Origin of the sequence: uncultured Mobiluncus sp., from assembly GCF_947254095.1 — a bacterium.
Taxonomy (GTDB): domain Bacteria; phylum Actinomycetota; class Actinomycetes; order Actinomycetales; family Actinomycetaceae; genus Mobiluncus.
The window spans coordinates 36,793-61,004 of record NZ_CAMYBV010000010.1; the positions used below are offsets into that span (position 1 = coordinate 36,793).

General features: G+C 58.6%; 16 protein-coding genes. 4 read left to right on the forward strand and 12 right to left on the reverse strand.

Going from position 1 to position 24,212, the window contains the following annotated elements:
- Positions 1-7 precede the first annotated feature (7 nt).
- Genes Q0X47_RS04940 through Q0X47_RS04955 form a run of 4 tightly spaced genes read right to left on the reverse strand, consistent with a single transcriptional unit; the run spans position 8 to position 4,251 of the window.
- The gene (locus Q0X47_RS04940; protein ID WP_297723506.1) at positions 8-1,075 is read right to left on the reverse strand and encodes an enolase C-terminal domain-like protein; all 1,068 of its coding nucleotides are present in this window, start codon (positions 1,073-1,075) and stop codon (positions 8-10) included.
- Entirely contained in the window at positions 1,072-1,977 is a 906-nt protein-coding gene (locus Q0X47_RS04945) for a hypothetical protein (protein ID WP_297723509.1), read from the reverse strand. The genes Q0X47_RS04940 and Q0X47_RS04945 overlap by 4 nt, the downstream gene beginning before the upstream one ends.
- 52 nt (positions 1,978-2,029) lie before the next feature.
- Positions 2,030-3,082: a 1,4-dihydroxy-2-naphthoyl-CoA synthase gene (locus tag Q0X47_RS04950; protein WP_297723511.1), complete on the reverse strand. Its 1,053-nt coding sequence runs from the start codon at positions 3,080-3,082 to the stop codon at positions 2,030-2,032.
- Positions 3,083-3,126: 44 nt separating this feature from the next.
- Positions 3,127-4,251, reverse strand: a complete 1,125-nt coding sequence (locus tag Q0X47_RS04955; protein WP_297723513.1) for a DUF3048 domain-containing protein — start codon at positions 4,249-4,251, stop codon at positions 3,127-3,129.
- Between the two features lie 34 nt (positions 4,252-4,285).
- Between Q0X47_RS04955 and Q0X47_RS04960 the strand changes: the two genes are divergently transcribed.
- Positions 4,286-5,851 (forward strand): AMP-binding protein, encoded by a 1,566-nt coding sequence (locus Q0X47_RS04960; protein WP_297723515.1) that lies wholly within the window; start codon positions 4,286-4,288, stop codon positions 5,849-5,851.
- Between the two features lie 25 nt (positions 5,852-5,876).
- Here Q0X47_RS04960 and Q0X47_RS04965 read toward each other — a convergent pair whose 3' ends face one another.
- Complete coding sequence (locus tag Q0X47_RS04965; protein WP_297723517.1) at positions 5,877-6,269, reverse strand: hypothetical protein; 393 nt, start codon at positions 6,267-6,269, stop codon at positions 5,877-5,879.
- A gap of 156 nt (positions 6,270-6,425) precedes the next feature.
- Here Q0X47_RS04965 and Q0X47_RS04970 point away from each other — a divergent pair, with 156 nt between their 5' ends.
- Positions 6,426-6,890 carry a PLDc N-terminal domain-containing protein gene (locus Q0X47_RS04970; protein ID WP_297723519.1) on the forward strand — a complete coding sequence of 155 codons (465 nt, stop codon included), beginning with the start codon at positions 6,426-6,428 and terminating at the stop codon, positions 6,888-6,890.
- A 153-nt stretch (positions 6,891-7,043) separates the two neighbouring features.
- Here Q0X47_RS04970 and Q0X47_RS04975 read toward each other — a convergent pair whose 3' ends face one another.
- From Q0X47_RS04975 to Q0X47_RS04985, 3 genes are all read right to left on the reverse strand, one after another.
- Positions 7,044-8,453: an AI-2E family transporter gene (locus tag Q0X47_RS04975; protein WP_297723521.1), complete on the reverse strand. Its 1,410-nt coding sequence runs from the start codon at positions 8,451-8,453 to the stop codon at positions 7,044-7,046.
- Positions 8,454-8,592: 139 nt separating this feature from the next.
- On the reverse strand, positions 8,593-12,486 hold the full coding sequence (locus Q0X47_RS04980; protein ID WP_297723523.1) for a DNA-directed RNA polymerase subunit beta': 3,894 nt from the start codon (positions 12,484-12,486) through the stop codon (positions 8,593-8,595).
- Between the two features lie 30 nt (positions 12,487-12,516).
- Entirely contained in the window at positions 12,517-16,026 is a 3,510-nt protein-coding gene (locus Q0X47_RS04985; RefSeq protein ID WP_297723525.1) for a DNA-directed RNA polymerase subunit beta, read from the reverse strand.
- Positions 16,027-16,424: 398 nt separating this feature from the next.
- Between Q0X47_RS04985 and Q0X47_RS04990 the strand changes: the two genes are divergently transcribed.
- The gene (locus Q0X47_RS04990; protein WP_297723527.1) at positions 16,425-17,477 is read left to right on the forward strand and encodes a zinc-binding dehydrogenase; all 1,053 of its coding nucleotides are present in this window, start codon (positions 16,425-16,427) and stop codon (positions 17,475-17,477) included.
- Between the two features lie 116 nt (positions 17,478-17,593).
- Here the strand turns inward: Q0X47_RS04990 and Q0X47_RS04995 are convergent, their stop codons facing one another.
- Positions 17,594-18,013 carry a hypothetical protein gene (locus Q0X47_RS04995; RefSeq protein WP_297723529.1) on the reverse strand — a complete coding sequence of 140 codons (420 nt, stop codon included), beginning with the start codon at positions 18,011-18,013 and terminating at the stop codon, positions 17,594-17,596.
- Between the two features lie 1,183 nt (positions 18,014-19,196).
- Here Q0X47_RS04995 and Q0X47_RS05000 point away from each other — a divergent pair.
- Positions 19,197-19,832: a hypothetical protein gene (locus Q0X47_RS05000; RefSeq protein ID WP_297723531.1), complete on the forward strand. Its 636-nt coding sequence runs from the start codon at positions 19,197-19,199 to the stop codon at positions 19,830-19,832.
- Positions 19,833-19,926: 94 nt separating this feature from the next.
- On the opposite strand, the gene Q0X47_RS05005 is transcribed toward Q0X47_RS05000, so the two are convergent.
- From Q0X47_RS05005 to Q0X47_RS05015, 3 genes are all read right to left on the reverse strand, one after another.
- Entirely contained in the window at positions 19,927-20,892 is a 966-nt protein-coding gene (locus Q0X47_RS05005) for an aldose 1-epimerase family protein (RefSeq protein WP_297723533.1), read from the reverse strand.
- Between the two features lie 333 nt (positions 20,893-21,225).
- Positions 21,226-22,899 (reverse strand): FAD-dependent oxidoreductase, encoded by a 1,674-nt coding sequence (locus Q0X47_RS05010; protein WP_297723535.1) that lies wholly within the window; start codon positions 22,897-22,899, stop codon positions 21,226-21,228.
- A 177-nt stretch (positions 22,900-23,076) separates the two neighbouring features.
- The gene (locus Q0X47_RS05015) at positions 23,077-23,991 is read right to left on the reverse strand and encodes a 1,4-dihydroxy-2-naphthoate polyprenyltransferase (protein WP_297723537.1); all 915 of its coding nucleotides are present in this window, start codon (positions 23,989-23,991) and stop codon (positions 23,077-23,079) included.
- Positions 23,992-24,212: the final 221 nt, after the last annotated feature.

A 24,212-nucleotide genomic window follows, 5' to 3' on the forward strand; every position in this document is an offset into this window, starting at 1 on the left:
CTGCTAACTAAAGTCTAGCGAACACGGCGGCTACCTGTTCAACTCTTTCGCGCCACCGTTCGCTGACCGCCGGGCTCACGGGCGCCAGATTTCCTTTCAATTCCAAGGTTTTTGCCGGGTACAGGCAACCGTTTTCGAGGCGGGGATCCGCGGTGAGGATACTGTCGGTGAACAAGCGCAGTGTCCCGAGCCCGCAGGCGACTGTCGTTTGCAGCTGGGTCGCGAGGGCCAGTCCGGCACTCAAGCCCACCCCGGTGTCTAAAGCTGAGGACACCACCAGGAGGGGCGCGTTGGTGCCACCCGGAGCAACCGCCTGCAGCCCGTCCGCCACCAGGGCCGCGGCACACGCTGGGCCGCCCAGAGGCATCGCTTTGATGACGGCAGCGGCCAGCCCGCTGGCGATGACCTCGGTGAGCTGTCCGCCCAGGCGGATAGTTTCGTCAGCCGCCACCTCAATTCCCGTCGCGCGCTGCAGCTCGACCAGTTCATCGAGGGTCTGACAGGGCTGTTCTGCATACTGCAACCCGCCCGGTCCGGCCGCCTCGGATAAACGCGGCAGTGCGGTTTTTGCCTCAGCCAGACTCCACGCCGCGTTGGCGTCCACCCGAATCTGCCCCTCCGTCCCGAGGGCCGAACGCACCGCGCGAATCCGGGCGATATCGTCCTCAAGGTCGCTGCGCGGGTCGGCAACCTTCACTTTTGCCGTGCCACACCCCGACTCGCGAACCAGCCGCGCCGCGGTGTCGGGGTCTACGACCGGCACCGTGACGTTGAGGGGAACGGGGGAAGGCGAGGCCGGTAACCCCTGTGCTGCCACCGCAAACGCCCCGGAAAACCAGGTGGCGGCGACTTGTGGGGGATAGTTGTCGAACGGTGCCGCCTCAGCCAGGCCGGCACGGCCTTGTAAAATCAGCCCTTCCCGCACCGTGATATTGCGAAACTTGACGCGCATCGGCACGGAAAACACCCACGCCCGCTTGATTCCCTGCGCCGTAAACAGCTGGGCACCAGCCGGGCCTGGTTCAAAAGGGGATAGGCGGGCGGAACTGCTGCGACCCTCAACGTTGCTGGTCACGACGCCACCACGGGACCGGCTGTCCTCCCGGAGTCCGGCAGGGTCAGCGAGGCGGCGACTTTCGCTCCCACGTCGGCAAGCGGCCCGAAATCGGAGCCGGCGACCTGAAAAACCAACACCCACAAAGTATCCCCGATAGCCGCCGCCCAGCGCTGCTGCACTCCCCGACCATCCGGCAGGCACGAATCAGCCCAGATAGCAGGGTTTTCGGCCAACTGGGAAGTCGCGACTTCTCGCGGCTGCCAACCGGCGGGTACCGCCAGGCGGCGCAGCCAGTTCACGCTGTCCTCCGGGCTGGTCAAGGGCGCGGACATCAACAAAATCCGCGAATGCGGGATAAAGTCGTGGGGCGTATCCAGCGCAAAACGGCTTTCCAGTTTCAGCCCGGAAACACGCGCGGGGGCGCTCGGCTCCAGGTTCAACACCCAAGTTTCGGGGTAAGCCAGCGAAACCCCGTCAATCATCTGGGTGTCGAAATAGTCAAAGCCGCGCCGGTTCACTTCCCGTTCCCGGCGCCTTTGCGCACAGCGAGTGCGTTCCAGCGCTCCCAAAGCTCCATAGAGGCGTTCCTCTTTCATCCATCGCGGCTGCAGGAAACTCGGCACCGGCGCGGGAATCAACGCCCAAAACGCCACCCCGAGGCCAATCAAAGCCAGCAAGGCCGCCAGCGGAATCCCCCACACTCGCCAAAAGGACAAGCCGGTGCCGTAAGTCACGCAGGCCTCGAAAATCGTCACCCCGAGGCACAGAATGGTCAGGCCGGGAATCATGATGGCCACCACCCGGTTACCCAGCTCAGTTTTCCCAAAACCATCGCGCAGGAATTTGGCGTAGGGCGTCACCCAGGTCACGATTATCAGCGCGATTCCCACCAGCGTGGCAACCAGGAACGTGAAATCCACTCTGACCTTCTTTCGGGTTTACATTTCGGGTTTGGACCGTTACCGAGCCCTCTTAGTAATAATACGGAAACTCGTCCCAGTTCGGGGCCCGCTTCTCGAGGAAAGCGTCGCGCCCCTCGCGAGCCTCCGCGGTCCCGTACGCCAGCCGAGTCGCCTCCCCGGCAAACATTTGCATTCCGACCAGGCCATCGTCCACCGCGTTGAAAGCGTATTTCAACATGCGAATCGCCTGCGGGGATTTCCCGGCGATGGTCAGCGCCCATTCCCAACCCACGCGTTCCAGGTCCTGGTGCGCCACCGCCCGGTTCACCACTCCCCAAGCCTCGGCCTGGGCGGCGGAATAGGTTTCGGCGAGGAAGAATATCTCGCGGGCGCGCTTATCCCCGGCTTGCCGCGCCAGCAGCCCCGAACCGTATCCGGCATCGAACGAACCAACATTCGCGTCGACCTGTTTGAACTGGGCGTGTTCCCGGCTGGCCAGCGCCAGGTCGCAGACCATCACCAGCGAGTGTCCCCCACCGGCCGCCCACCCGTTGACCAGCGCAATGACCGGTTTCGGGGTGGCGCGAATGAGGCGCTGTACCTCCAGGATATGCAGCCTCCCGTAGCGTCCGGCCGCGTCTCTCGGGTCGGAGCTGTCAGTAGTTTCTGGGGTTTCCGGGTGTTTCAGGTCAACAGTCCGGTCGGCCGGGTTTCGGGTTTCACAAGGGCGTTCGGGCGGGTTTGGCACGCCCTCTGGCGCTTGTGGTGCGTCGTCGCGCGGTACGGTCACGTGATACTGGTAACCGTCAGCGCCGCGAACCCGCTGGTCCCCGCCACTGCAAAACGCATAGCCGCCGTCGCGCGCCGGGCCGTTACCGGTCAGCAAAATCGTGGCCACACTGGCAGTCATGCGAGCGTGGTCCAGGCAACGATACAGCTGGTCCACAGTTTGGGGACGAAAAGCGTTGCGCACTTCGGGCCGATTGAACGCAATGCGCACCACCGGCGCCGGGCTGCCGTCCGCCAACACACCCCGGTGATAGGTCACATCGCTTAGCCCCTCCAGACTGACTTCTCGCCACCGTTTTGCCTCAAAAACATCTGAAACCGCGTTATTGTCCACGCTTAGATTCTAACTGTTCACCAGGGGGTTGCGGCCGGCTGGGGTTACTGGAAACTGAAGTTAGTGTTGGGCAGCAGCTCAATCCAAGTGGTGCCCGGGTTGAGCAGGACGGGCTTGCCGGCCGAGTCCGTCAACAGCAGCGGCGAGCCTTCGGAATCCTTGGACCAGGTCACTTGGGCGACCGAGCCCCCGCTCGCCACATAGGCGGTTCCGCCACCGGTCAACACCGTTTCCGGGACAGCAGCCCCGGCCGCGTCTTTCGCGCCAGTGTCGACGATGGTGGTCAACACCACCACCACGTTATCGGTTTGCAGCGGGGCTCCCGAGCGGGCGCTCGCCGCCACACCCCCATCAGTGCGCTGCCAGCGCGAACCGGTCCAGTTGTAGCCCGCGACTAGGGACGGGAAGCGGGCCGCCAGGGTGTTCGCCGGAGTTCCTGACGAAACCGCGGTGGGAGGCTCCCCTAGGTCAGGGTTGACGAAATCGAGAATCGGGGGCGCGTCGGGTTCAATAGTGTGGTCTTTGCCGACCTTTTCGTAAAGTTTAGGAATCGAGAGGTAGAGGTTGTGCGGCATGGCACGAAACTTCACGCGATACAGCGCACCCAACGCCTGATCCTCGTTGAATCCGCGCAACCCGGAAGCGGGAACCCGAGATTCAAACACTGGAGTTCCCCCCGAATAGACCAGCATTCCCCCGAACGGAGCCGCGATACCCGGATCCATCGGCCGCACGGAACGCACCGGGCCGATTTCCTCGGGTGTATGCATATGAAACACAGCGTTATACCTGGTCATACCGCCCTCAACCTGTTCTTCAAACACGATGTCGGCGTCCTCCAACCCGGATTGCGGACGAGCCGCCACGGTGTTCTCCACTTTCACCGCCACCGCGGGGTGCGGGGTTAGGTCTTCACGAGGTAGGCCGGTCAAGGGCCAAGAGGCGGGTTCCTCGGGCTGGGTGGTGGGGGGAGGGGTCTTTTCCGGCTCAGGAGTCGAATTTGCACAGGCCGTCAACCCGAGCATCCCCAGCATTGTCCAGAAAGCCACGAAAACCGCTAGAATCTTATTGAAACCGGCTGTATGACGGGTTCCGGGCACGTTGCTACGTCCGGCGCAAACAACTTTGTTTGCCACATTTTCTGCGGTGTTATCCCAGGTTACAGCCATAATTGAACTTTAGCGTTAAGGCAGGGTGAAGTTGGTGAGTGACACAGCGAAGCGGGGAGTTCCCGTCCGGTTCTGTTTCCTGACGGGTGGCACGAAACCCCAGGACGTAGTCAGTCTGGCCGAATTTTTGGATACCACGATTGAGCCTTTTCTGACTACCGAGGAAGAACTCGCCCGCAGCGGTCGGCAAATCGCGGACGACTACGACTGGGAGGCGGCGTTAGCGGAAGTCCGCGCCGAAGAGGACTCACAAACCCCGAACTTGCCTGCGGAATCGGACTCACCCGCACAACCCGGTGAGCCCTCCCTCGACGCCACCGACACCGAAATACCCGTGGGTGGAGCTTTTGAGGGCGAACCCGAGGACGTACCCCCCAGCGAGTTTGTCCGCGAAATCCTGGTTCCCATCGCTCCGGGAGTCGATCCGGAACAGGCCCGCCAAACCCTGCGGTCGCGCTTGAACGGACCGCTGCCAGCCAAAACGGACTTGATTATGCAGACCTCCGGCTCCCAGACCGGCAACGGACATTTGGTGGCGATTTCCGCCAGCGCCCTGGTGTCCTCTGCCCGGTCGACCTTGGCTGCACTGGGCGGGCCGGGCCGCTGGATTCTGGCACTGCCGACTCATCACGTGGCCGGGCTGCAGGTGTTGACCCGTTCGCTCATTTCCGGGACAAAACCCGTCATCGTGGATACTACCAACGGATTTAAGCCCGCCAGCTTGGCGCGTGCGGTTGAACGCGCCACCAAGGATTCAACTCTGCCGGTGTATCTGTCGCTGGTGCCCACCCAGGTGTCAAAGATTCTGGACGAGGGCGGGGACGCGGTCGCGGCTTTGGCGAAAGTGGACACCATCTTGGTCGGGGGTGCTGCGTTTACCCCGTTCCTGGCCGATCGGGCAAAGGCCGTGGGCTGGCACGTGGTGGAAACCTACGGAATGACGGAAACCTGCGGGGGCTGCGTCTATGACGGGATTCCCCTGCTGGGTACCCAAGTTTCTACCGTGGGTGATACCGTGTGGATTACCGGCACGTCCTTGATGGAGGGCTACGTGGAGAAACCGCCGGCTGGAGTCGATCCCGCGGAGGCTTCGCCGTGGATTCAGATGGGGCCGCGCCGCTGGTTTAAGACTTCCGACACCGGCCGTATGGAGGGCCCGCGCCTGATTATCCAGGGACGTACCGATGATGTCATCAATACCGGCGGGGTAAAGGTTCATGCTTCTGCAGTTGAGCAGGCCTCGTTAAGTGTGCCGGGGGTTGGTCAAGTGTGTGTGGTCGGGCTGCCCGATGCCCGCTGGGGTGAACTGGTCACCGCGGTGGTTGTGCCCGGAGACGACCTTGACGTGGATTTGCTAGCCCCGATGTTGGGCTCCCCGGCTTCCTTGGGAATTCGCGGGAAAGACGGAACTTCTGAGCCGGATTCTCTGGCGGCGCGGATTCGCACCGCCGTCACCGCGGAACTCGGTGCCGCCCACGCTCCCCGCGTGGTCGTGGTGGTGCAGCACCTGCCCACGTTAGGGCCGGGCAAGGTGGCTCGTCACGAGGTTACCGAGCTGGCGAAACGGGAACTTCGCGCCGGTCGCGCCTGGGTACGCTAACCGAGCCCCGCAGGGCCGGGCGGGCTTAGGACTTTGCTCGGGAGCGCTGGAGGTAGTTCCGGACCAGTCCCGCAATGAGGTTGGGGATAAACGCAAAACCGACATAGATGCCGGTGAACAGGACAAATTCGTCCCAGTGGACGCTGAGGTCGGCAGCCGCGTTCATCGCCAGAAAAAAGTGCGGAATAAACAGTACTACCGGCGCGATGAGCCACCACAGTGACCAGCCGTTGACAATCCCGTCCGCGACCCCGCATCCCAGTCCCAACAGTGGTAGCGCCAGGTAGAAAATCATCAAAATCCACCCAAAACCGCCATCGCCTACAGACTTAAAAATCGGTTGGGTCAAATAGGGCAAAGCCAGGAACAGCACGGCATAAGCGGCTAAGAGAATCCAGCGTGATTTGGGGTTAGACATCTACGACCCCTCCTTTGCGAATGAAAACAATTTAAAAACCATGATACCGGTAGTCCCCCCGCATTATTTATACTATTTTCTCCGTTAGCATCTTCCAGGCATGTCCAGAAATCGACAAAACAAGAAAGACCACGGGTTATACGTTAAGATGAAGCCGTGGCCAGAGTTTTGTTGTTTATCTTGTGGTTGGCGCTGACCCTGTATGCGCTGATTGATTGCATTCGCACCCCGAAAGATAACATGCCCGGCAAGGTGCCAAAGATTTTGTGGATTTTGCTGATTTTGCTGCTGAGCCCGATCGGGGCGATTGCGTGGATAATCGTGTCGCGAGTCGCCGCTGCAGAAGCCAAAGGCGGGGTTATCGAACCGAATATCTGGTCGAGTGAAGAATCCGTACCCCTCAGTTTCGGGCGAAAACCAGCCCCACAGCAACCTAGTGCTCCTGACGACGACCCGGAGTTCCTCGAGGAAGTCAGCCGGAAACTGCGCGAAAAACAGCGTGAAGAATACGAACGCAAGAAGCGGGAGAAAGAGGACGAAAAACTCCAGCCCCGCCCGAACGATAATTCCGACGCAAAGAAACCTACTGACCCGAAAAATCCGCCGGACCCCGCGGACTGACCCGAAACGAAATCCTGACCATCCGGACTTGTGCCCTCGCTAGTGCAACCGCACGCACCGAGCAACCCTGAGACGCACAGCGGACAGCACGCACCGGCCTAGTGAACTGAGAAAATCTCACCTGCTACCGGGCGAAAGTAACAGGCCAGACGGCTATTCCTCGTTTTTCTCGGAGGGTTCTGACTTCTTGGCTTTCTCTTTTTCAGCCTTTTCAGCGGCTTGCTCTAAAGCCTCCTGGTTCAGCTCCTCCAGGGTGGCTTGCGCCCGAGCGCGCTCTTTCTCAGCCGCGTCCTGGATTTGTTCCTCACGCAACCGAGTATCAATGCTCGGGGGTTTCCCGGTGGAATCATCCAAACCATCGCCGTCACGGTCACGCGATTTGCGGCTGGACACCAGGGAGGTGGGTTCATCGGAAGGCCGGAAGAACACATCGATCCAGGCCGTGCGCGGGTCGGAGTCCACAAAGATAGCTTTGAAGAACAGCGTGAGAGGCACCGCCAGAATCGCTCCGAGCGGGCCCATCACCGTGGACCACACCATCAAAGACAGGAACGAAACGGTGGCGTTCAAGCCCACCGCGTTGCCGGCTATGCGAGGTTGCAAAATGTTCAAGAACAGCATCGATGCGACCATGTAACCGATGAAGACCCCGACGGCCGGCCACACTCCGCCCAGCGCCAAAGCCAGCAGAATCGGGGGAATCATGGAGAGGATGAATCCCACCGCGGGAATGTAGTTCGCCACAAAAGCGAGGATGCCCCAGGTCCAGGGGGTCGGCACGCCAAACACATAGAGAATTCCAACGTCCACCAGCGCCACGACAGCACCAAAGACGGTGGTCATCAGGAAGTAGGTCCGCACCCGCAGGGAGAAGTTGCGCAGCGCGATGGCGAAACCTGGCGCGTAGGAAGCCAGCTCAGCGGCGCGGCGGCGCACCACGACGATGTCTCCGACCACAAAAATCGCCACCATGATGATAAAGAACAGGGTCGTTCCCGCGCCGCTAATCTGGTTAGCAAAACCGGACAGGTAGGAAAATATCCGGTTGATATCCACGTTCTTCCAGGAATCCAACACGGCGGAAGTGTCCAGGCCGCGCTGATCCAACTGACTGATGGCGTTCTCATAGAGTGCCTGGAACTTTGAGCCGTAGCGGGGTAACTCCGTGACCATCGCGGTGATGGCAATCGCAATCAACCCCAGCATGACAAAGAGAATGGCGAACAGCAGCACGATGTTGACCAAAGCTGCCAATCCCACCGGCCAGCGGTGGCGAATCAGCCACTCGGAAACCGGGCGCACCGCCAAAGCCAGCGAAAACGCCAGGAAAGTCGGCATGAACACCCCGGCTATCAGAGACAGCAGGAAAATTATCAGCGCGCTGGCAGCCAGCGCGAAAGCGAAGCGCATCCCGGTAGGCCAGGCCGCCAAACCGGAGACTTTCACCTCTGACGCCTTTACCTCGACGGTGTTCCCCGCATCTGCAGGGTTACTCGACTCGTCACCGGAGGCACCAGACTTTACCGCCTGAACCATCCCTTTGGCCTTATCTATCATTCCCATAGCCATAACCCTATCAACCGGGTGTTGAAAAACTGAAGTTCCCGGCCCGCCAACCGCAGCTGGCGAACCGGGAACCCCGAAACTATTGAATTAAACCCGATTCAGCCCTGTAATCACAGGTCACCAGGCATTTTCGACCCTAACCCCAGGGGTGTTCCAGGTCGACATCGTCATCGAACAGCCCGAATCCGGTCGTGTCGCTGTAAGGCAGCTGCGACATCAGCATCTCATGACCGCTCGCGGAAGGCTTGATTTCCACCCGGCGGTAACGACTCAGGCCGGTACCGGCCGGAATCAGCTTGCCCAGGATGACGTTTTCTTTCAGGCCCGACAGCGGGTCGTCGATGCCTTCCATCGCCGCGTTGGTCAGAACCTTCGTGGTCTCTTGGAAGGAAGCCGCGGACAGCCAGGAATCGGTAGCCAAGGACGCCTTGGTGATACCCATCAGCTCGGAACGTGCCGAGGCAGGCTGCTTGCCCTGCGCCACGACTCGCTTGTTTTCTTCACGGAACTTCGCCTGATCGATGAGCTGACCGGGCAGCAACATAGTGTCGCCCGACTCCAGCACGGTGACGCGACGCAGCATCTGGCGCACGATGACCTCGATGTGCTTGGCGTGAATATCTACGCCTTGGCTGTGGTAAACCTGCTGCACTTCGTTGACCAGGGAACGCTGGGTTTCGGCTTGGCCTTTCACGCGCAGCAGTTTCTTCGGGTCGATAGGACCTTGGGTCAGGCGGTCACCTACCTCCAGGTGATCGCCGTCTGCAACCAACAGAGCCTGGCGGCGAGACACCTCGATGACCAGATCCTCCTTGCCGTCGTCACGAGTGATGATAACCTCGCGCGGGCCGGACGGGTCGTCGTTTATCTTCACCCGGCCAGCAGCCTCGGTGATGGTCGCTTCGCCCTTGGGGGTACGCGCCTCAAACAGCTCCTGTACACGCGGCAGACCCTGAGTAATATCAGCCGCCGAAGCCGCACCACCGGTGTGGAAGGTACGCATCGTCAGCTGAGTACCGGGCTCACCAATGGACTGAGCAGCGATAATACCGACAGCCTCGCCAATATCCACGCGCTTGCCAGTAGCCAGGGACCGCCCGTAGCAGGCGGCGCAGGTACCAATCGCCGCATCACAGGTCAGCACGGAACGCACCTTAATCTGGGTGATACCGGCTTTGAGCAGTTTCTTAATCGCCACGTCGCCGACATCTTGCCCGGCCTCAAGCACGACGTTACCGGCCTCATCTACCGCGTCAACAGCCAAGGTACGCGCAAAAGCGGTGGTCTCGACCAGCTCGTCGGGCTCGACTTGGCCATCTTCGTTGACCGAACCGATGGTAATGGTCAGACCCTTGCGAGTCCCGCAGTCTTCCTCACGGATAATGACGTCCTGAGACACGTCCACCAGACGGCGGGTCAGGTAGCCGGATTCCGCGGTACGCAAGGCGGTATCCGCCAGACCCTTGCGGGCACCGTGGGTCGCGATGAAGTATTCCAGCACGGACAGACCCTCGCGGTAGTTCGATTTAATCGGGCGCTCAATCAGGCGCTGCTTCGGGTCGGACACCAGACCGCGCATACCAGCAATCTGTTGAATCTGGGACCAGTTACCGCGCGCCCCGGACTTCACCATGCGGTACACATTGTTGCGTTCGGGGAAGTTCTCGCGCATTTCCTCGGCCACTTCATTCGTGCACGCCCGCCACAGGTCAATCAAGGCGCTGTAGCGTTCGTCCTCGGTGATGGCACCCAGGTCGTAGTCGGCTTGCACGTCAGAAGCGAGGTTCTCGTACTTTTCCAAAATGGCAGGCTTGGTCGAGGGCGGCACCACGTCCGTGAAAGAAATCGTGATCCCCGACCAGGTCGACCAGTGGAAACCGAAGGACTTGAGCGCGTCTAGGGACACCTCAATATCGGCCTTTTGATACAGTTCCGCCAGGTCATTGACGATTTTGCCGAGTTTCTTTTTCTCTACCACGTAGTTCACGAACGGGTAGTCACGCGGCAGCGAGTCATTAAAGATAACCCGCCCCAGGGAGGTTTCCAGCTCAAAGCGGTCTCCCGGCTGCCACCCCTCCGGCATTTCCATATCCTCCGGCGGTAAGTCGCCCGGTTCCATACGGATCACACAGGTTTCCTGCAAAGCCAGATCATCGTTGTCGTAAGCCAAGCGGGCTTCGGCGGGGCTGGAGTAGTACTTCAACACCCGGTTGCCGTCAGGATCAAACCGCGGGTTATGCACCATTTCCGGATCTTCGTCCGAAGTCAGGTGATAGATACCGATAATCATGTCCTGGGAGGGCATGGTCACCGGGCGGCCGTCCGAGGGCTTCAAGATATTGTTAGACGACAGCATCAGCACGCGGGCCTCAGCTTGGGCTTCGGCGGACAGCGGGACGTGGACAGCCATTTGGTCGCCGTCAAAGTCCGCATTGAACGCGCCACACACCAGCGGGTGCAGCTGAATAGCTTTGCCCTCCACCAGCAGCGGCTCGAAAGCCTGGATACCCAAACGGTGCAGGGTAGGCGCCCGGTTCAACAACACCGGGTGGTTGGTGATAACCTCGTCCAAAACGTCCCAGACCTGGGGGTTTTGCCGCTCCACCATCCGCTTGGCAGCTTTGACGTTCTTGGCGTCCCCGTTCTCCACCAACACCTTCATCACGAAAGGCTTGAACAGTTCCAGAGCCATCGTCTTGGGCAAACCGCACTGGTGCAACTTCAACTGCGGACCGACCACGATGACGGAACGACCCGAGTAATCCACGCGCTTGCCCAGCAAGTTCTGACGGAAACGCCCCTGCTTGCCCTTGAGCATATCGGACAGGGACTTCAACGGACGGTTGCCCGGACCCGTCACCGGCCGACCGCGCCGACCGTTGTCAAACAGGGCATCCACGGCCTCTTGCAGCATACGTTTCTCGTTGTTGACGATGATGTCCGGTGCGTTCAGGTCTTGCAAGCGGCGCAGACGGTTGTTGCGGTTGATGACGCGACGGTACAGGTCGTTCAGGTCAGAAGTCGCGAAACGTCCGCCGTCCAGCTGCACCATCGGGCGCAGGTCCGGGGGAATGACCGGAATCGAGTCCAACACCATCGCCGAGGCCGGCTTGCCGGTCTGGAGGAAAGCGTTAATGACTTTCAAACGTTTCAGAGCACGGGTTTTCTGTTGACCGGACTTGCTCTCTACGACCTCTTTCAAGGCCTCGGCTTCAGCTACCAGGTCGAAAGATTCCAGACGATCCTTCACCGCTTGGGCGCCCATGCCGCCCTTGAAGTAGGTGCCGTACAGGGCATACATTTCCCGGTAGACCAGCTCGTTGCCCTCCAAGTCGCCGACTTTCAGGCTCTTAAACCGTTCCCAAACTTCGTCATGCAGTTTCAGGTCAGATTCGGCCTGGTGGCGAATGGCGCGCATTTCCTTTTCGCCGTTGCGCTTGACCTTGTCGATTTCGGATTTCTCGGCGCCGTCCTTTTCCAGCGCCGCCATATCCTGTTCCATCTTTTGGGCGCGCTTTTCGACGTCCAGGTCGCGGTTCTTTTCGAGTTGTTCACGAGCCAGGTCGGATTCCTTTTGCATATCGGCAAGGTCCTTGTGGCGGCGTTCCTCGTCAACCTCGGTAATCATGTAAGCCGCGAAGTAAATGACCTTTTCCAGATCTTTCGGAGCGATATTCAGCAGGTAACCGAGCCGGGAGGGCACGCCCTTGAAGTACCAGATATGCGTCACCGGGGCAGCCAGCTTGATGTGACCCATCCGCTCGCGGCGCACCTTGGAACGGGTGACTTCCACCCCACAGCGTTCGCAGACAATGCCCTTGTAACGCACGCGCTTGTACTTGCCGCAGGCACATTCCCAGTCGCGGGTCGGCCCGAAAATCCGTTCGTCGAACAAGCCGTCCTTTTCCGGCTTCAACGTCCGGTAGTTGATGGTTTCCGGCTTTTTAACTTCGCCGTGGGACCAGCCATTGATGTCGTCCTCGGTCGCTAAACCGATGTGCAACTTGTCAAACTTGTTTGCATCCAACATTTGTGTTCTTTCCTCTTCTTCCGGTCCGTCTTAGGCGTTGATGAATTCGTCGGTCGTCAGCAGGCCGGGGGCGTTAGGCCGTTTGCCCAAGTCGAAACCGAGGCTGTTGGGTCCGCGGCCGGCTTCGTCGTCATCGTCACGCAAGTCGATGGCGTTGCCGGCGGCGTCCAAGGCCTCAACGTTCAGGCACAGCGAACGCATTTCCTGCATCAACACGCGGAAAGATTCCGGAATACCCGGCTGGGGCAGGTCCTCACCGCGCACGATAGACTCGTAAACCCGCACACGTCCTTGCACGTCATCGGATTTCACCGTCAACAGTTCTTGGAGGGCATAGGCGGCGCCGTAAGCCTCCATAGCCCACACCTCCATCTCACCGAAACGCTGGCCACCGAACTGGGCCTTACCACCCAGAGGCTGCTGGGTAATCATGGAGTACGGGCCGGTAGAACGGGCGTGAATCTTGTCGTCAACCAAGTGGTGCAGTTTCAGCATGTACTTGTAGCCGATAGCAATCGGGTACGGGAAAGGTTCCCCGGAACGGCCGTCATACAGCTTGGCTTTGCCCATTTCGTCGATAAGCGGGCGGTCGAAGTCGTCGCGGACGCGAGTGTTGCGCAGCAGGCCGGTAATCTCGTCTGCCTCCGCACCGTCGAACACGGGGGTCGCCACGTGCTGTCCCGGTTCGCAAACCTCCAACGGAACCTCCTGAGCCCACTCTTCACCGGCCTTGCGAGCTTCACTAATGTCCCAGCCCTCGTGAGCCAGCCAACCCAAGTGGAACTCGAGTACCTGACCCAGGTTCATACGACCAGGCACACCCATCGGGTTCAAGATAATGTCTACCGGGGTACCGTCCTCGAGGAACGGCATATCCTCCACCGGCAGAATCTTGGAGACACAGCCCTTGTTGCCGTGGCGTCCAGCCATCTTATCCCCGACCGTCATCTTGCGGCGCTGGGCGATAAAGACGCGAACCATGTGGTTTACGCCGGGTCCCAGCGCGGCGTCTTCACAGTCACCGGCCACGAATTCCTTGACACCGATAACGATGCCGGATTCCCCGTGCGGCACCCGCAGCGAAGTATCGCGAGCCTCCCGCGCTTTTTCGCCCAAGATGGCCCGCAGCAGGCGTTCCTCACTGGTCAGTTCGGTTTCACCCTTGGGGGTCACCTTACCGACCAGGATGTCGCCCGCGCTAACTTCGGCACCGACACGGATAATGCCGCGTTCGTCCAGGTCTTTGCGGGCAGCTTCGGAAACGTTGGGAATGTCCCGCGTGATTTCTTCCTCGCCGAGTTTTGTGTCGCGCGCGTCGATTTCGTGTTCCTCGATGTGAATCGAGGTCAGCAAATCTTCGGAAACGACCCGCTGACTCAAAATGATGGCGTCCTCGTAGTTCAGCCCTTCCCAGGACATGTAGGCCACCAGCAGGTTCTTGCCCAAAGCCATCTCTCCGCCGTCAGTAGCGGGACCGTCAGCCAGGACGTCGCCAGCTTCGACCCGGTCGCCCTCGTCAACGATAGCCTGCTGGTTGTAGCAGTTGCCCTGGTTGGAACGCTTGAACTTTTCTAGCGCGTAAACGCGGGTTTCACCGTCGTCTTCCTGGACTCGTACCATATCGGCGCTGACCTCGGTGACGACACCGCCCTTCTTCGCTACGACCACGTCGCCGGCGTCAATCGCGGCGCGTTTCTCGATGCCGGTGCCCACCAGCGGAGCTTCGGTCTTCAGCAGCGGCACTGCCTGACGCTGCATGTTGGCCCCCATCAGGGCGCGGTTCGCATCGTCGTGTTCCAAGAACGGAATCATCGCCGTCGCGACCGACACCATCTGACGAGCCGAAACGTCCATCAAGTCGACTTCTTCGGGGCTGACCAGCACCGGGTCGCCGCCGGTGGAACGGCACAGCACGGCAGATTCAACGAAGTGTCCGTCTTTCGTGAGCTGCGCGGAGGCCTGGGCGATGTTCTTGCCCTCTTCGTCGTCCGCGGTAATGTAGTGGATTTCGTTGGTGACGACACCTTTCTTAACCACGCGATAGGGGGTTTCCACAAACCCGTAAGGGTTAATCCGCGCGAAAGTCGCCAGCGAACCAATCAAACCAATGTTCGGGCCTTCGGGAGTTTCCACCGGGCACATGCGCCCGTAGTGCGAGGGGTGCACGTCACGAACTTCCATACCCGCCCGGTCACGGGACAGGCCGCCCGGACCCAAAGCTGACAGACGGCGCTTGTGCGTCAGACCCGCCAACGGGTTGTTTTGGTCCATGAACTGCGACAGCTGCGAGGTGCCAAAGAACTCTTTGATGGCCGCCACGACGGGACGAATGTTAATGAGCGAGTTCGGGGTGATGGCCTCGACGTCCTGAGTGGACATGCGTTCCTTTACGGTGCGCTCCATACGGGACATACCCGTGCGCACCTGCATCTGAATGAGCTCGCCAACCGGACGCACCCGACGGTTGCCGAAGTGGTCGATGTCGTCGGTCTTGATGTGCAGTTCGGTTTCTTTGCCGGCCGCGTCTTTGACCTTGACCGTATCGTCCCCGGCACGCAGCGCCAACAGGTAGCGGAACGCGGCGACAATGTCGGTCAGGTCCAGGGTGCGTTCGCCCATTTCCCGCTCGACACCGAGCTTCTTGTTGATCTTGTAGCGTCCCACCTCGGCTAGGTCGTAACGCTTGGGGTTGGTGTAAAAGTTATGTAGCAGGTTACGTCCGGCCTCCACGCTGGGCGGCTCGCCGGGACGAATCTTGCGGTAGATATCTTCTAGGGCTTGATCCTGGGTTTCAATCGCGCCGTCTTTTTCCAGGGTTTCCAGCATCAACGGGAAGTCTTGGAAAGCCTCGCGAATCTCGCCGATGCTCATGCCCAGCGCCTTGAGGAAAATGGTGGCGGACTGCTTGCGCTTGCGGTCGATACGCACCCCAACCGTATCCTTCTTATCAATCTCGAACTCCAGCCAAGCACCGCGGGAGGGAATGACCTTGCCCAAGTAAATGTCCCGGTCCGAGGTCTTGTCCGCAGTCTTTTCAAAATACACGCCGGGGGAACGCACCAGCTGGGACACAACCACCCGCTCGGTGCCGTTGACGATGAAGGTACCGCGCGGGGTCATCAACGGAAATTCGCCCAGGAACACGGTTTGGGTCTTAATTTCGCCGGTTTCGTAGGTAATAAATTCGGCCGTCACGTACATCGGCGCGTTGTAGGTCAGGTCCTTGTCCTTGCATTCGTCGATGGTGTAGTGCGGGCTTTCCAAGGTGTAGTCCTTAAAGGACAAGCTCATGGTGCCGCCGTTGTCCTCAATCGGGCTCATTTCGTTCAGGATTTCCTGCAGGCCAGAAGTGCGGGGAACATGCTTATCACCGGTTTCATCGGCTTTCTTAACACGCTCCTGCCAGGCTTCATTCCCCAGGAACCAGTCAAAAGATTCGGTCTGGAGCGCCAACAAATTCGGCGGTGCCATCGGTTCATCAATTTGGGCAAAAGACACCCGGAAAGGGTGAGTGGAGGATTCTTTGGATTTCGTAGCCAAGATTTCCGTTTCCTTTATGTTGTATGGATGGTCGAGAATTCAGGGCGGGCTCGACCGCGCACACTACCGCGGCAATCAGCCTTGAAAATCTCGATGCGCTCCGGCGTTTGAACATCTCGTCCCTCGCTGACCTGCCCTGATATTGCCGGCGCATACTTACGCAATATCAACGGTTTAAGGTCGCCTCGGACAAAGAACACGCAAATATCTACTCTATAACTTTTCCCACCCTCACGCAATTTTCCGGCCTGCGTGCCGATACCCCAAAACTTTTTCTGGGCATTAAGTCCTAATTTCTTGTCTTACGAGAGTAGACTCAAATCACGGTTGCGCTCAGCGCTGCAGCTTAGCTCCGCCGCTTATTAGCAATGCAGCTATCACCCTGAAAGAGGAGAAAAATGGAAGGAACAATGCTCGCCCAGCGTCTGTACACGGACACCATGACGATGAAAATTGAGGAGGTGCCAATTCCGAAACCCGGCATCGGGCAGGTGCTGATTAAGGTCGCCTACTGCGGCATTTGCCACTCTGACCTTTCCCTGTTGGACGGCAACTTTCCACCCCAACAAAAAGTCATCACCCAGGGGCATGAGTGTTCCGGCGAAATCGTCGAACTCGGTCCAGGCGTGAACGGTTGGCAGGTCGGCGATAGAGTCATCCCGGTTTCGGGGCGTCCCTGTATGGTTTGCCGCCAATGCCGGCGCGGAAACTTTGCTGACTGCCAGAACCTGCAGCTGATGGCTTTTGCCTATGACGGCGCTTGGGCGCAATACACAGTTGCGGATGCAGCAGGGATGACTAGGGTTCCCGAGCATGTCCCGATGGATCAGGCGGCAATCCTTGCCGATGCGGTGGCGACACCTTTTAGCGCGGTGAAAGATTCCGGCAAAGTCTCGCTGGGCAACGCGGTCGCGGTGTGGGGACTGGGAGGGGTAGGAACTCATATTGTCCAGCTGGCAAAACTGGCCGGCGCACTGCCCGTGATTGCCATAGACATTCGTGATTCTGTGCTGGAACGCGCCAAAGAGTTGGGTGCCGATTACGCGTTCCGTTCCGATGACCCGGATTTAATAAAAAAGATTGAAGAGGCTACCAACGGGCGCATGATTGATGTGGCTTTCGACGCGGTCGGACTGCAGTCCACGTTTAAGCAGGCGGTGGCCTCGCTTGACTATCGTGGCCGCGCTGTCCTGGTAGGCTTGTCCGCCCAAGACTTGAACGCCGGACCGATTCTGAAGTTTGGTCTGCAGCGTAACCAGATAATTGGTCACTTGGGTTACAAACCGGTCGATATTTTCCTACTGGCAGAGCTGTTAAAGGCCGGACGCCTGGATTTGTCGCGTTCCGTATCCGGTATTGTGCCTCTGCGGGAAATTGAACGCGGTATCGAGATGACCAAGACTAAGGAAGGCGACCCGATTCGTATCCTGGTCGACCCTTGGGCTGATTAATCCCCACCGTTTCGCCCCCATTAATCCGCCGTAACCCACAGCGATTAGGGCGTATCCGGCTGCTTGAGCCAGGAACTAGGCTTTCGCAGCCGGATACGCGGGGTGACGGCTATTCATCAGCGTGCCGCGGTGAGGGAGCGTAGCCCGAAAGCGAAAGAACGCGATTCTCCTGACGCGAGTACCAACAAATCCTGGTTGCGGCTCAAGGCGTTAGGTGGGCAGGTCATCGGCTCGACGGCCAGGGCGCGCCCGTCGCGAACGCCGGGGAAAGCCTGCTGGTGAGCAGGGTCGGCGCTATAAATCTGGAGCCACCGACACCACGGCCCGGCACTGAGTTCCGTCCCTAGACCGTCGGCGCGGCACAAGGCGGCCCGGACTCGCCCGTCCGGTTCGGGTTGCGCCCGAAAGGCGTGGTCAAGCCACAGTCCGCGCAACGCTACCGGCCGCGCTTGACCCAAAACAGTGTCCGCGGGCTGCTCCAGAAAAACGTAAACCCCGGGCAGAAATGCAAATCGATTATGAGAGTGATGTAACACATCTAGCTCCGTGATATAGTGTTGGTATTAATCTTGAAACTACAAGGAGGCTTATATGCTTACTAACAAGGCTATATTTGCTGCTATTTCTCTTCTTGCACTAAGCACCTCGGGATTCGACAGCGTTGCCACTTCTCAAAATGACAGTGCTCCAATTCTACCCATCAATAGCCGCAGCGAAATGATACGCCCAACCACTCCTCTAGTCGAGGTTGATTCAACACTCAGTAGAATCAGTTTCTCCAACCCTGCGCGTCCACAGTCGAGTGCCGTGGTACCCACGAAACCGGTCTATTCACCTTCGAAGTGCACGGGATACACCTTCCTGCCCCATAAGAGCGGCAACATGGCATCGGTACACGGTCGTATAACATGCTCAAATAACGTTCAATACCTTAAGACAGTGACATCTCTCTACCGCGAAACTCCGTACGGATTCCAACCGTTGGCTTCCGATGGATCAGAAACTACCGGAAAGAATACAAGCAACGATGCACATCCTCACCAGTCCTGTTCAGGTACTGGAACACACACATATTGGGGTTTTTCTGCACATTTTACAACCGAGAATGGAAAGAATTACTTCGCCAGGACAGGTAATGGTGGCAATAACCGAATCAGTAGATTTTCATGCTAACTCGGACATTATACTTCACCTCAGTTGCAGCGATTGTAGTTGCTCTGGCATCTTGCACCCTCGGGTCAACAGGTTCTACTTCACGAGATCCGTCACCTGCGGCTCTGGAATATGCTTACGTAGGACCAGACGCACCCCCTACACTCGTTGTAAATGGAAAAGAGATTACACCAGTCGAGTTTCTGTGGTTACCCGATTTCGAGGCACAGATAGGCAACACGGCGACACCTATGGAGGACATACCAGTCGTAACACGAAAGAATCCCACTCTTCTCGAACTGCGGTTTTACAGAATCGCCCCGCCGCCCTCGACTTTAGTTCGTCAGTGTGAGCAAATTTACAAGAAAGAATCAGTTAATCCCGACAAATGCACATACCAAGAATTCGGCATCAATTTACAGGAAGATTGGCAGGTAAGAGACTCCTTCATAGAGCTAAGGCTACCTGTAACAATGAAGTCTAAATACGTGACATTATCTATATTTTATCCCAATGCAAATGGTTGGGACAAAGCCTCTACTGATAGCCCGATGAACCATGCAAACTATGTATTCATTCTTAAAAGCGATTGACCCGAATCTCGCGCTGCGGTCTAATGACCATCGTACCGGGTATGTATCTGATTTGGTCTTTAAACACTTTGATGCCACTCTGATGCTGCTTCTACCAATAGGAAATATGAAGGACACATTTTCCTGGGCGGACCTCGCCGCGAAACATCATTACTCCTTGGTTGAAGTTTCCCGGAATCCTCAGCTACTCGAAACAATCGACACCGGTTCCAAATTGCACTTCGCCGAGGGCGTAATTAACAGTGAAGTTTACTTATCTCAGCTGACTGCCACGCTCGCGGATTTCTCCGAATACGAATCCTGGCACGGTATATTCTGGAGTGGATATGCCGTATGCGCAGAACAGGCTCATCTCATCGGCCCTGTTGATTCATTCCTACGCCCTGAAGAATACACGCTACGTGAGTTTTCGTCACGTAAACTCACCAGCGCGTTAAATTCTTGCCTGCCATCTCTCCTTTTTAATTCCTCAATTTCGTGCGTATTAACTCAGCCAATCTATTCTGACAGAATCTATGTTTCATGCCATAAAAGAATTGCGTTAGCCCTGTCGGACAAACTGCCTGACGTTCTTCCTGTCACTGCCGAGGATTCGTTACCCAACTTCTGATGCTCTTCTTAAGACGATGTAAATAGAGAAAGTTACGATTCCGAAGCCCGGCATCGGGCTTTCACGGTCGGGGGTGCGGGGTGACGGCTATTCATCAGCGTGCCGCGGTGAGGGAGCGTAGCCCGAAAGCGAAAGAACGCGATTCTCCTGACGCGAGTACCAACAAATCCTGGTTGCGTCTCAAGGCGTTAGGTGGGCAGGTCATCGGCTCGACCGCCAGGGCGCGCCCGTCAGGAACGCCGGGGAAAGCCTGCTGGTGAGCAGGGTCAGCGGTATAAATCTGGAGCCACCGACACCACGGCCCGGCACTAAGTTCCGTCCCCGAACCGTCTGCCCGGCACAAGGCGGCCCGGACTCGCCCGTCCGGCTCGGGTTGCGCCCGAAAGGCGTGATCAAGCCACAGTCCGTGCAGAGCTACCGGCCGCGCTTGGCCCAAAACACTGTCCGCGGGTTGCTCCAGACCGGTCGGCAGGTTACGTGTTGAATCGAGCACGAGGTGGTTGCCTACCGAGATGCGCAAGGTGCATTCGTCCAGGCTCGCGCCCCCCGCGCTTAAATAAGGATGCCACCCGAAGCCAAACGGGCAGGGCGTATCGCTGAGGTTGGAAACCCGCAGTTCGCCTCGCAACCCTTGGGTCGCGTCAACACTCCAGTTCATCACGTATTTGAGTCGCCACGGCCAGCCCGGCTGCGGTTCCATTTCCAGCGTGAGGCGTACCGCTGCGGGATTGTCGGACGTTTCGGAATCGAGTTGCCAAGGCCGTTCCCTGACGAAACCGTGAATGGCGTTGCGGCGGTCGGGTTCGTTGATTTCGAGCTGATACGTTTCGCCTTGGAACGTGAAATTTCCACCGTCCACCCGATTGGGCCACGGTGCCAGCAGACACCCTGCCGCAAACGGAACCGGGGACACTCGTGACAACCCCTGGTGCGTTAAAGGAGGGGTCACCACCAGCGGCTTCCCCGCAAAAGTCAACGACCACAAGCCCCCACCAAAAGGCGAAATCTGGGCGCGGTATTGACCGGCACAAAGTTCTATAAAGTCATTGTTCGAGGTCATACAGCGATTTTAGCAAGGGTGGGGAAGGGAAAACTATTGCCGAAATTAGGCTCCACGCCCTGAGCGCTTCGCATTTCTGCTACTTCGTAGCAGGGGCGAAGCACCACCTTGCGGCAAAAATGCTCAGCGAGAAAAGAAACTCGTGAATAGGGATTGCGGTTTGCGTTTGTCTTCTGGGCAGGTACACCACTGGTCTGCCGGGACGCTGGCCTTGACCGCCTCAATGTGTTGGCCACACCCTGTCCAAGTGGTCTTTCCGCAGTTCGCGCACTTTACTGGAGAGCACATAATTTTTCCCTTTCCTGAGATCCGGGTTCATAATCGGCAGCGGCGTTACATTTCTAGCACCGCACCGGGGTTGTCAAAGTAGTAGGCGAAAACCGTATTGACCCCGCCAGACAATACTTTAGCATTAATCCCGGCGGGTTCGAGAATTCTCTGGGCCAGCCAAGCGTTAGCCCCGCTATCGTCGCTCAAGTACACGGTTTTCCCGTCGGCCCAAGTCCGCACCTCATCGAGTTGCGAACGCAGTTCCGTCAAGGGTATACACCTGGCGGCTCGCAAATGTCCGGCATTGAACTCGGGGACAGGGCGCACATCAAGGATTGGGGTAGCTGGGTCTAATTGAGCCGCTTCCTCGGCGTACCACAGTTTCAGCCGGCCACGTAGCACATTTTCCGCCACGTATCCCAGGAAATTGACCGGATCCTTCGCTGCGGAATACGGGGGCGCGTAAGCCAAATCCAAGTCAATCAAATCGGGGGCACTCAGTCCGGCCTTGAGAGCTGTGGCAATAACATCGATACGCTTATCCACCCCGTTGCCCCCGATTCCTTGAGCGCCGAGGATTTTTCCGTCCGCGGCCGCAAAATGCAGCATCAGCTGCATCGGTTGGGCGCCGGGCAGGAAAGTGCCGTGGTCAGTGGGGTGGGTGTGAATCGTGCGGTAGGCGATGCCCTCCGCGTCCAGTTCGGCTTGGTTGGCCCCGGTCTGGGCCACAGTCATGGGTCCCACCCGGAAAATCGAGGTAGAGAGGGGTTTGGGCAGGGGCCGAGCCGTTTCTGGGTCAGCAATAAAGTCCGCGATAAGCCGGGCCGCACGGTTGGTCGGACCGGCCAACGCAACCGGCCGCGCTTGTCCAGTCACTCCGGTCTGCTGCGTAACGGCGTCACCGCAGGCGAACACGTCAGGCAAACTGGTACGTCCGTGCTGATCAATTACCATAAAACCCCGCCCATCAGCCTTGACCCCGGCTGCCACGAAAGGCTTGGTAGCAGGGGTAACGCCCGCAGCCAGCACAATCAACCCCACCTCCAGGCGCTGCCCATTGGACAGTTCCGCTAGGTCGTGAGCGGGGAAATGTTGAATCTTGGTGACGCGAGTTTTCGCGATGACGTTAATATTGAGCGATTGCAAGGCTCCGGTCACCAGATGAGCCATCTCCAGGTCCAGCGGAGGCATGACATGGTCACTACCCTCGACGATAGTCGTATTGATGCCGCGGTGAGCTAGAGCTTCCGCCGCTTCGACACCAATGAATCCCCCGCCGATGACCAGGGCTGATTTCGCGGATTCAGCCAGATCCACAATCCTTTGCGCATCATCCACCGTGCGCAGCGTGCGAACCCGCGGGGAATCCAAGCCCGCAATCGGGGGACGCGCGGCCCTCGCTCCGGGAGAAAGCATCAGCTTGTCGTAGCGTTCCGTGAATTCTTGCCCGTCCGCGCCGCGTACCTGCACGGTTTTCGCGTCCGCGTCCAGGCCGATAACCTCGTGGTTTACCCGCACGTCCAGATTCAGTTTCGCTTTCAGGCCCTGTGGCGTGTTCAGCAGCAGACTTTCACGCGTGGGAATCTCCTGGCCGACATAGAAAGGCAAGCCGCAGTTGGAAAACGAGGGGTACGGTCCTTTTTCAAACACCACAATTTCGGCTGACTCGTCCAACCTGCGCATGCGCGCGGCAAAAGACAGACCGCCCGCAACGCCGCCGACCACTACCAGCTTCATTTCCTCCCCTTTTCTTCGTTTTATTCAGAAGGTTCTCCGGGGGCTTTCCCGGTGAACCTCAGAATACTATTAACATAGCACGGGATGGTGTGCTGAGGTAAACCGACCACCGACACCCCGAGGCAAGTTGCCGCCCACCCGCGCTTGTGCGTGCTTCTGAAAAACCGGCGAAAACGGCTAGAGCAGTGCAAACAGCAGACCGAGCAAGCCGCCATAAGCCAGGGTGAGCAAACCGGTGTTGCGCAGAGCCGCAATCAGGGCCTTGCCGGTCAGGTGCGTGCGCACCGGACGCATCGTCAGCAAAGCCCCTAGCCACAGCAACAACTGCACCACGAAACCACCGCTCCACTGGACAAAACCGCCGGGGAAGATTTCCGGCCACGGCACAAACAGCACCGCCAGCGACAACAGCAGAGCGACATAGACGAAAAGCTGATAAATACGTCGTGACCAGGCATCTCCCAAACGTACCGCCAGGGTAACTTTGCCGGATTTCTGGTCCGTGGGAATGTCGCGCAGGTTATTGACCATCAGCAGTGCGCAGGACAGCAACCCCAGGCCGCTGGCCAGCGCCCAGGACTGCCACGGCAGGGCTTGGGCCTGGACCCACAAGGTTCCCTGCACCGCCATCAGCCCGAAAAAGACAAAAACCAGCAGCTCAGACAGACCTATCCCGGCGTAGCCATAGGGGTGCTTGCCCCCGGTATAGAACCAGGCGGCCGCGACTGCCGCCACTCCGGCGCCGATGAGCCACCACGACTGGGAGACGATGGCGACGCTCAAGCCCACGATGCTGGCCAAAGCGAAACAGCTCAGCGCCACCGCCAAGACTTTGCGCGGATTTTCCCCGCCTCCGACCAGGCGCGGCGGACCAACGCGGTATTCGTCCGTGCCCCGAATCCCGTCGGAATAGTCGTTGGAAAAATTCACCCCGATTTGCAGTAGCAGCGCCACCGCCAGACAACCCAGGGCCAGCCAAGGATCCATCTTGCCCAGTCCGGCAGCGATGCCGGTGCCGAGCAAGACAGGTGATGCCGAAGCCGGGAGGGTACGCAGCCGCGCTCCTTCAATCCAGGCTTGAGCGGTGGCCATCGGGGTTCCTTTCTTTGCGTTGCAATCGTTGCGGCAGCGGGTGTGAGGTTTCGCACTTTCGCGAGGTTCTGGGGTCGCCCAGCGGGTTCCGGCCGCAAATTGCCTTAAAAGTCTAACGCGGTTTTAACCTGAATTTAACCGGTTAATTGTGTGACCCCTGGTGCAGATTTTCGGGATGTGCGTGGATTAAAGGTGAAAATAGGGTCGTAGCTGCCAATAAT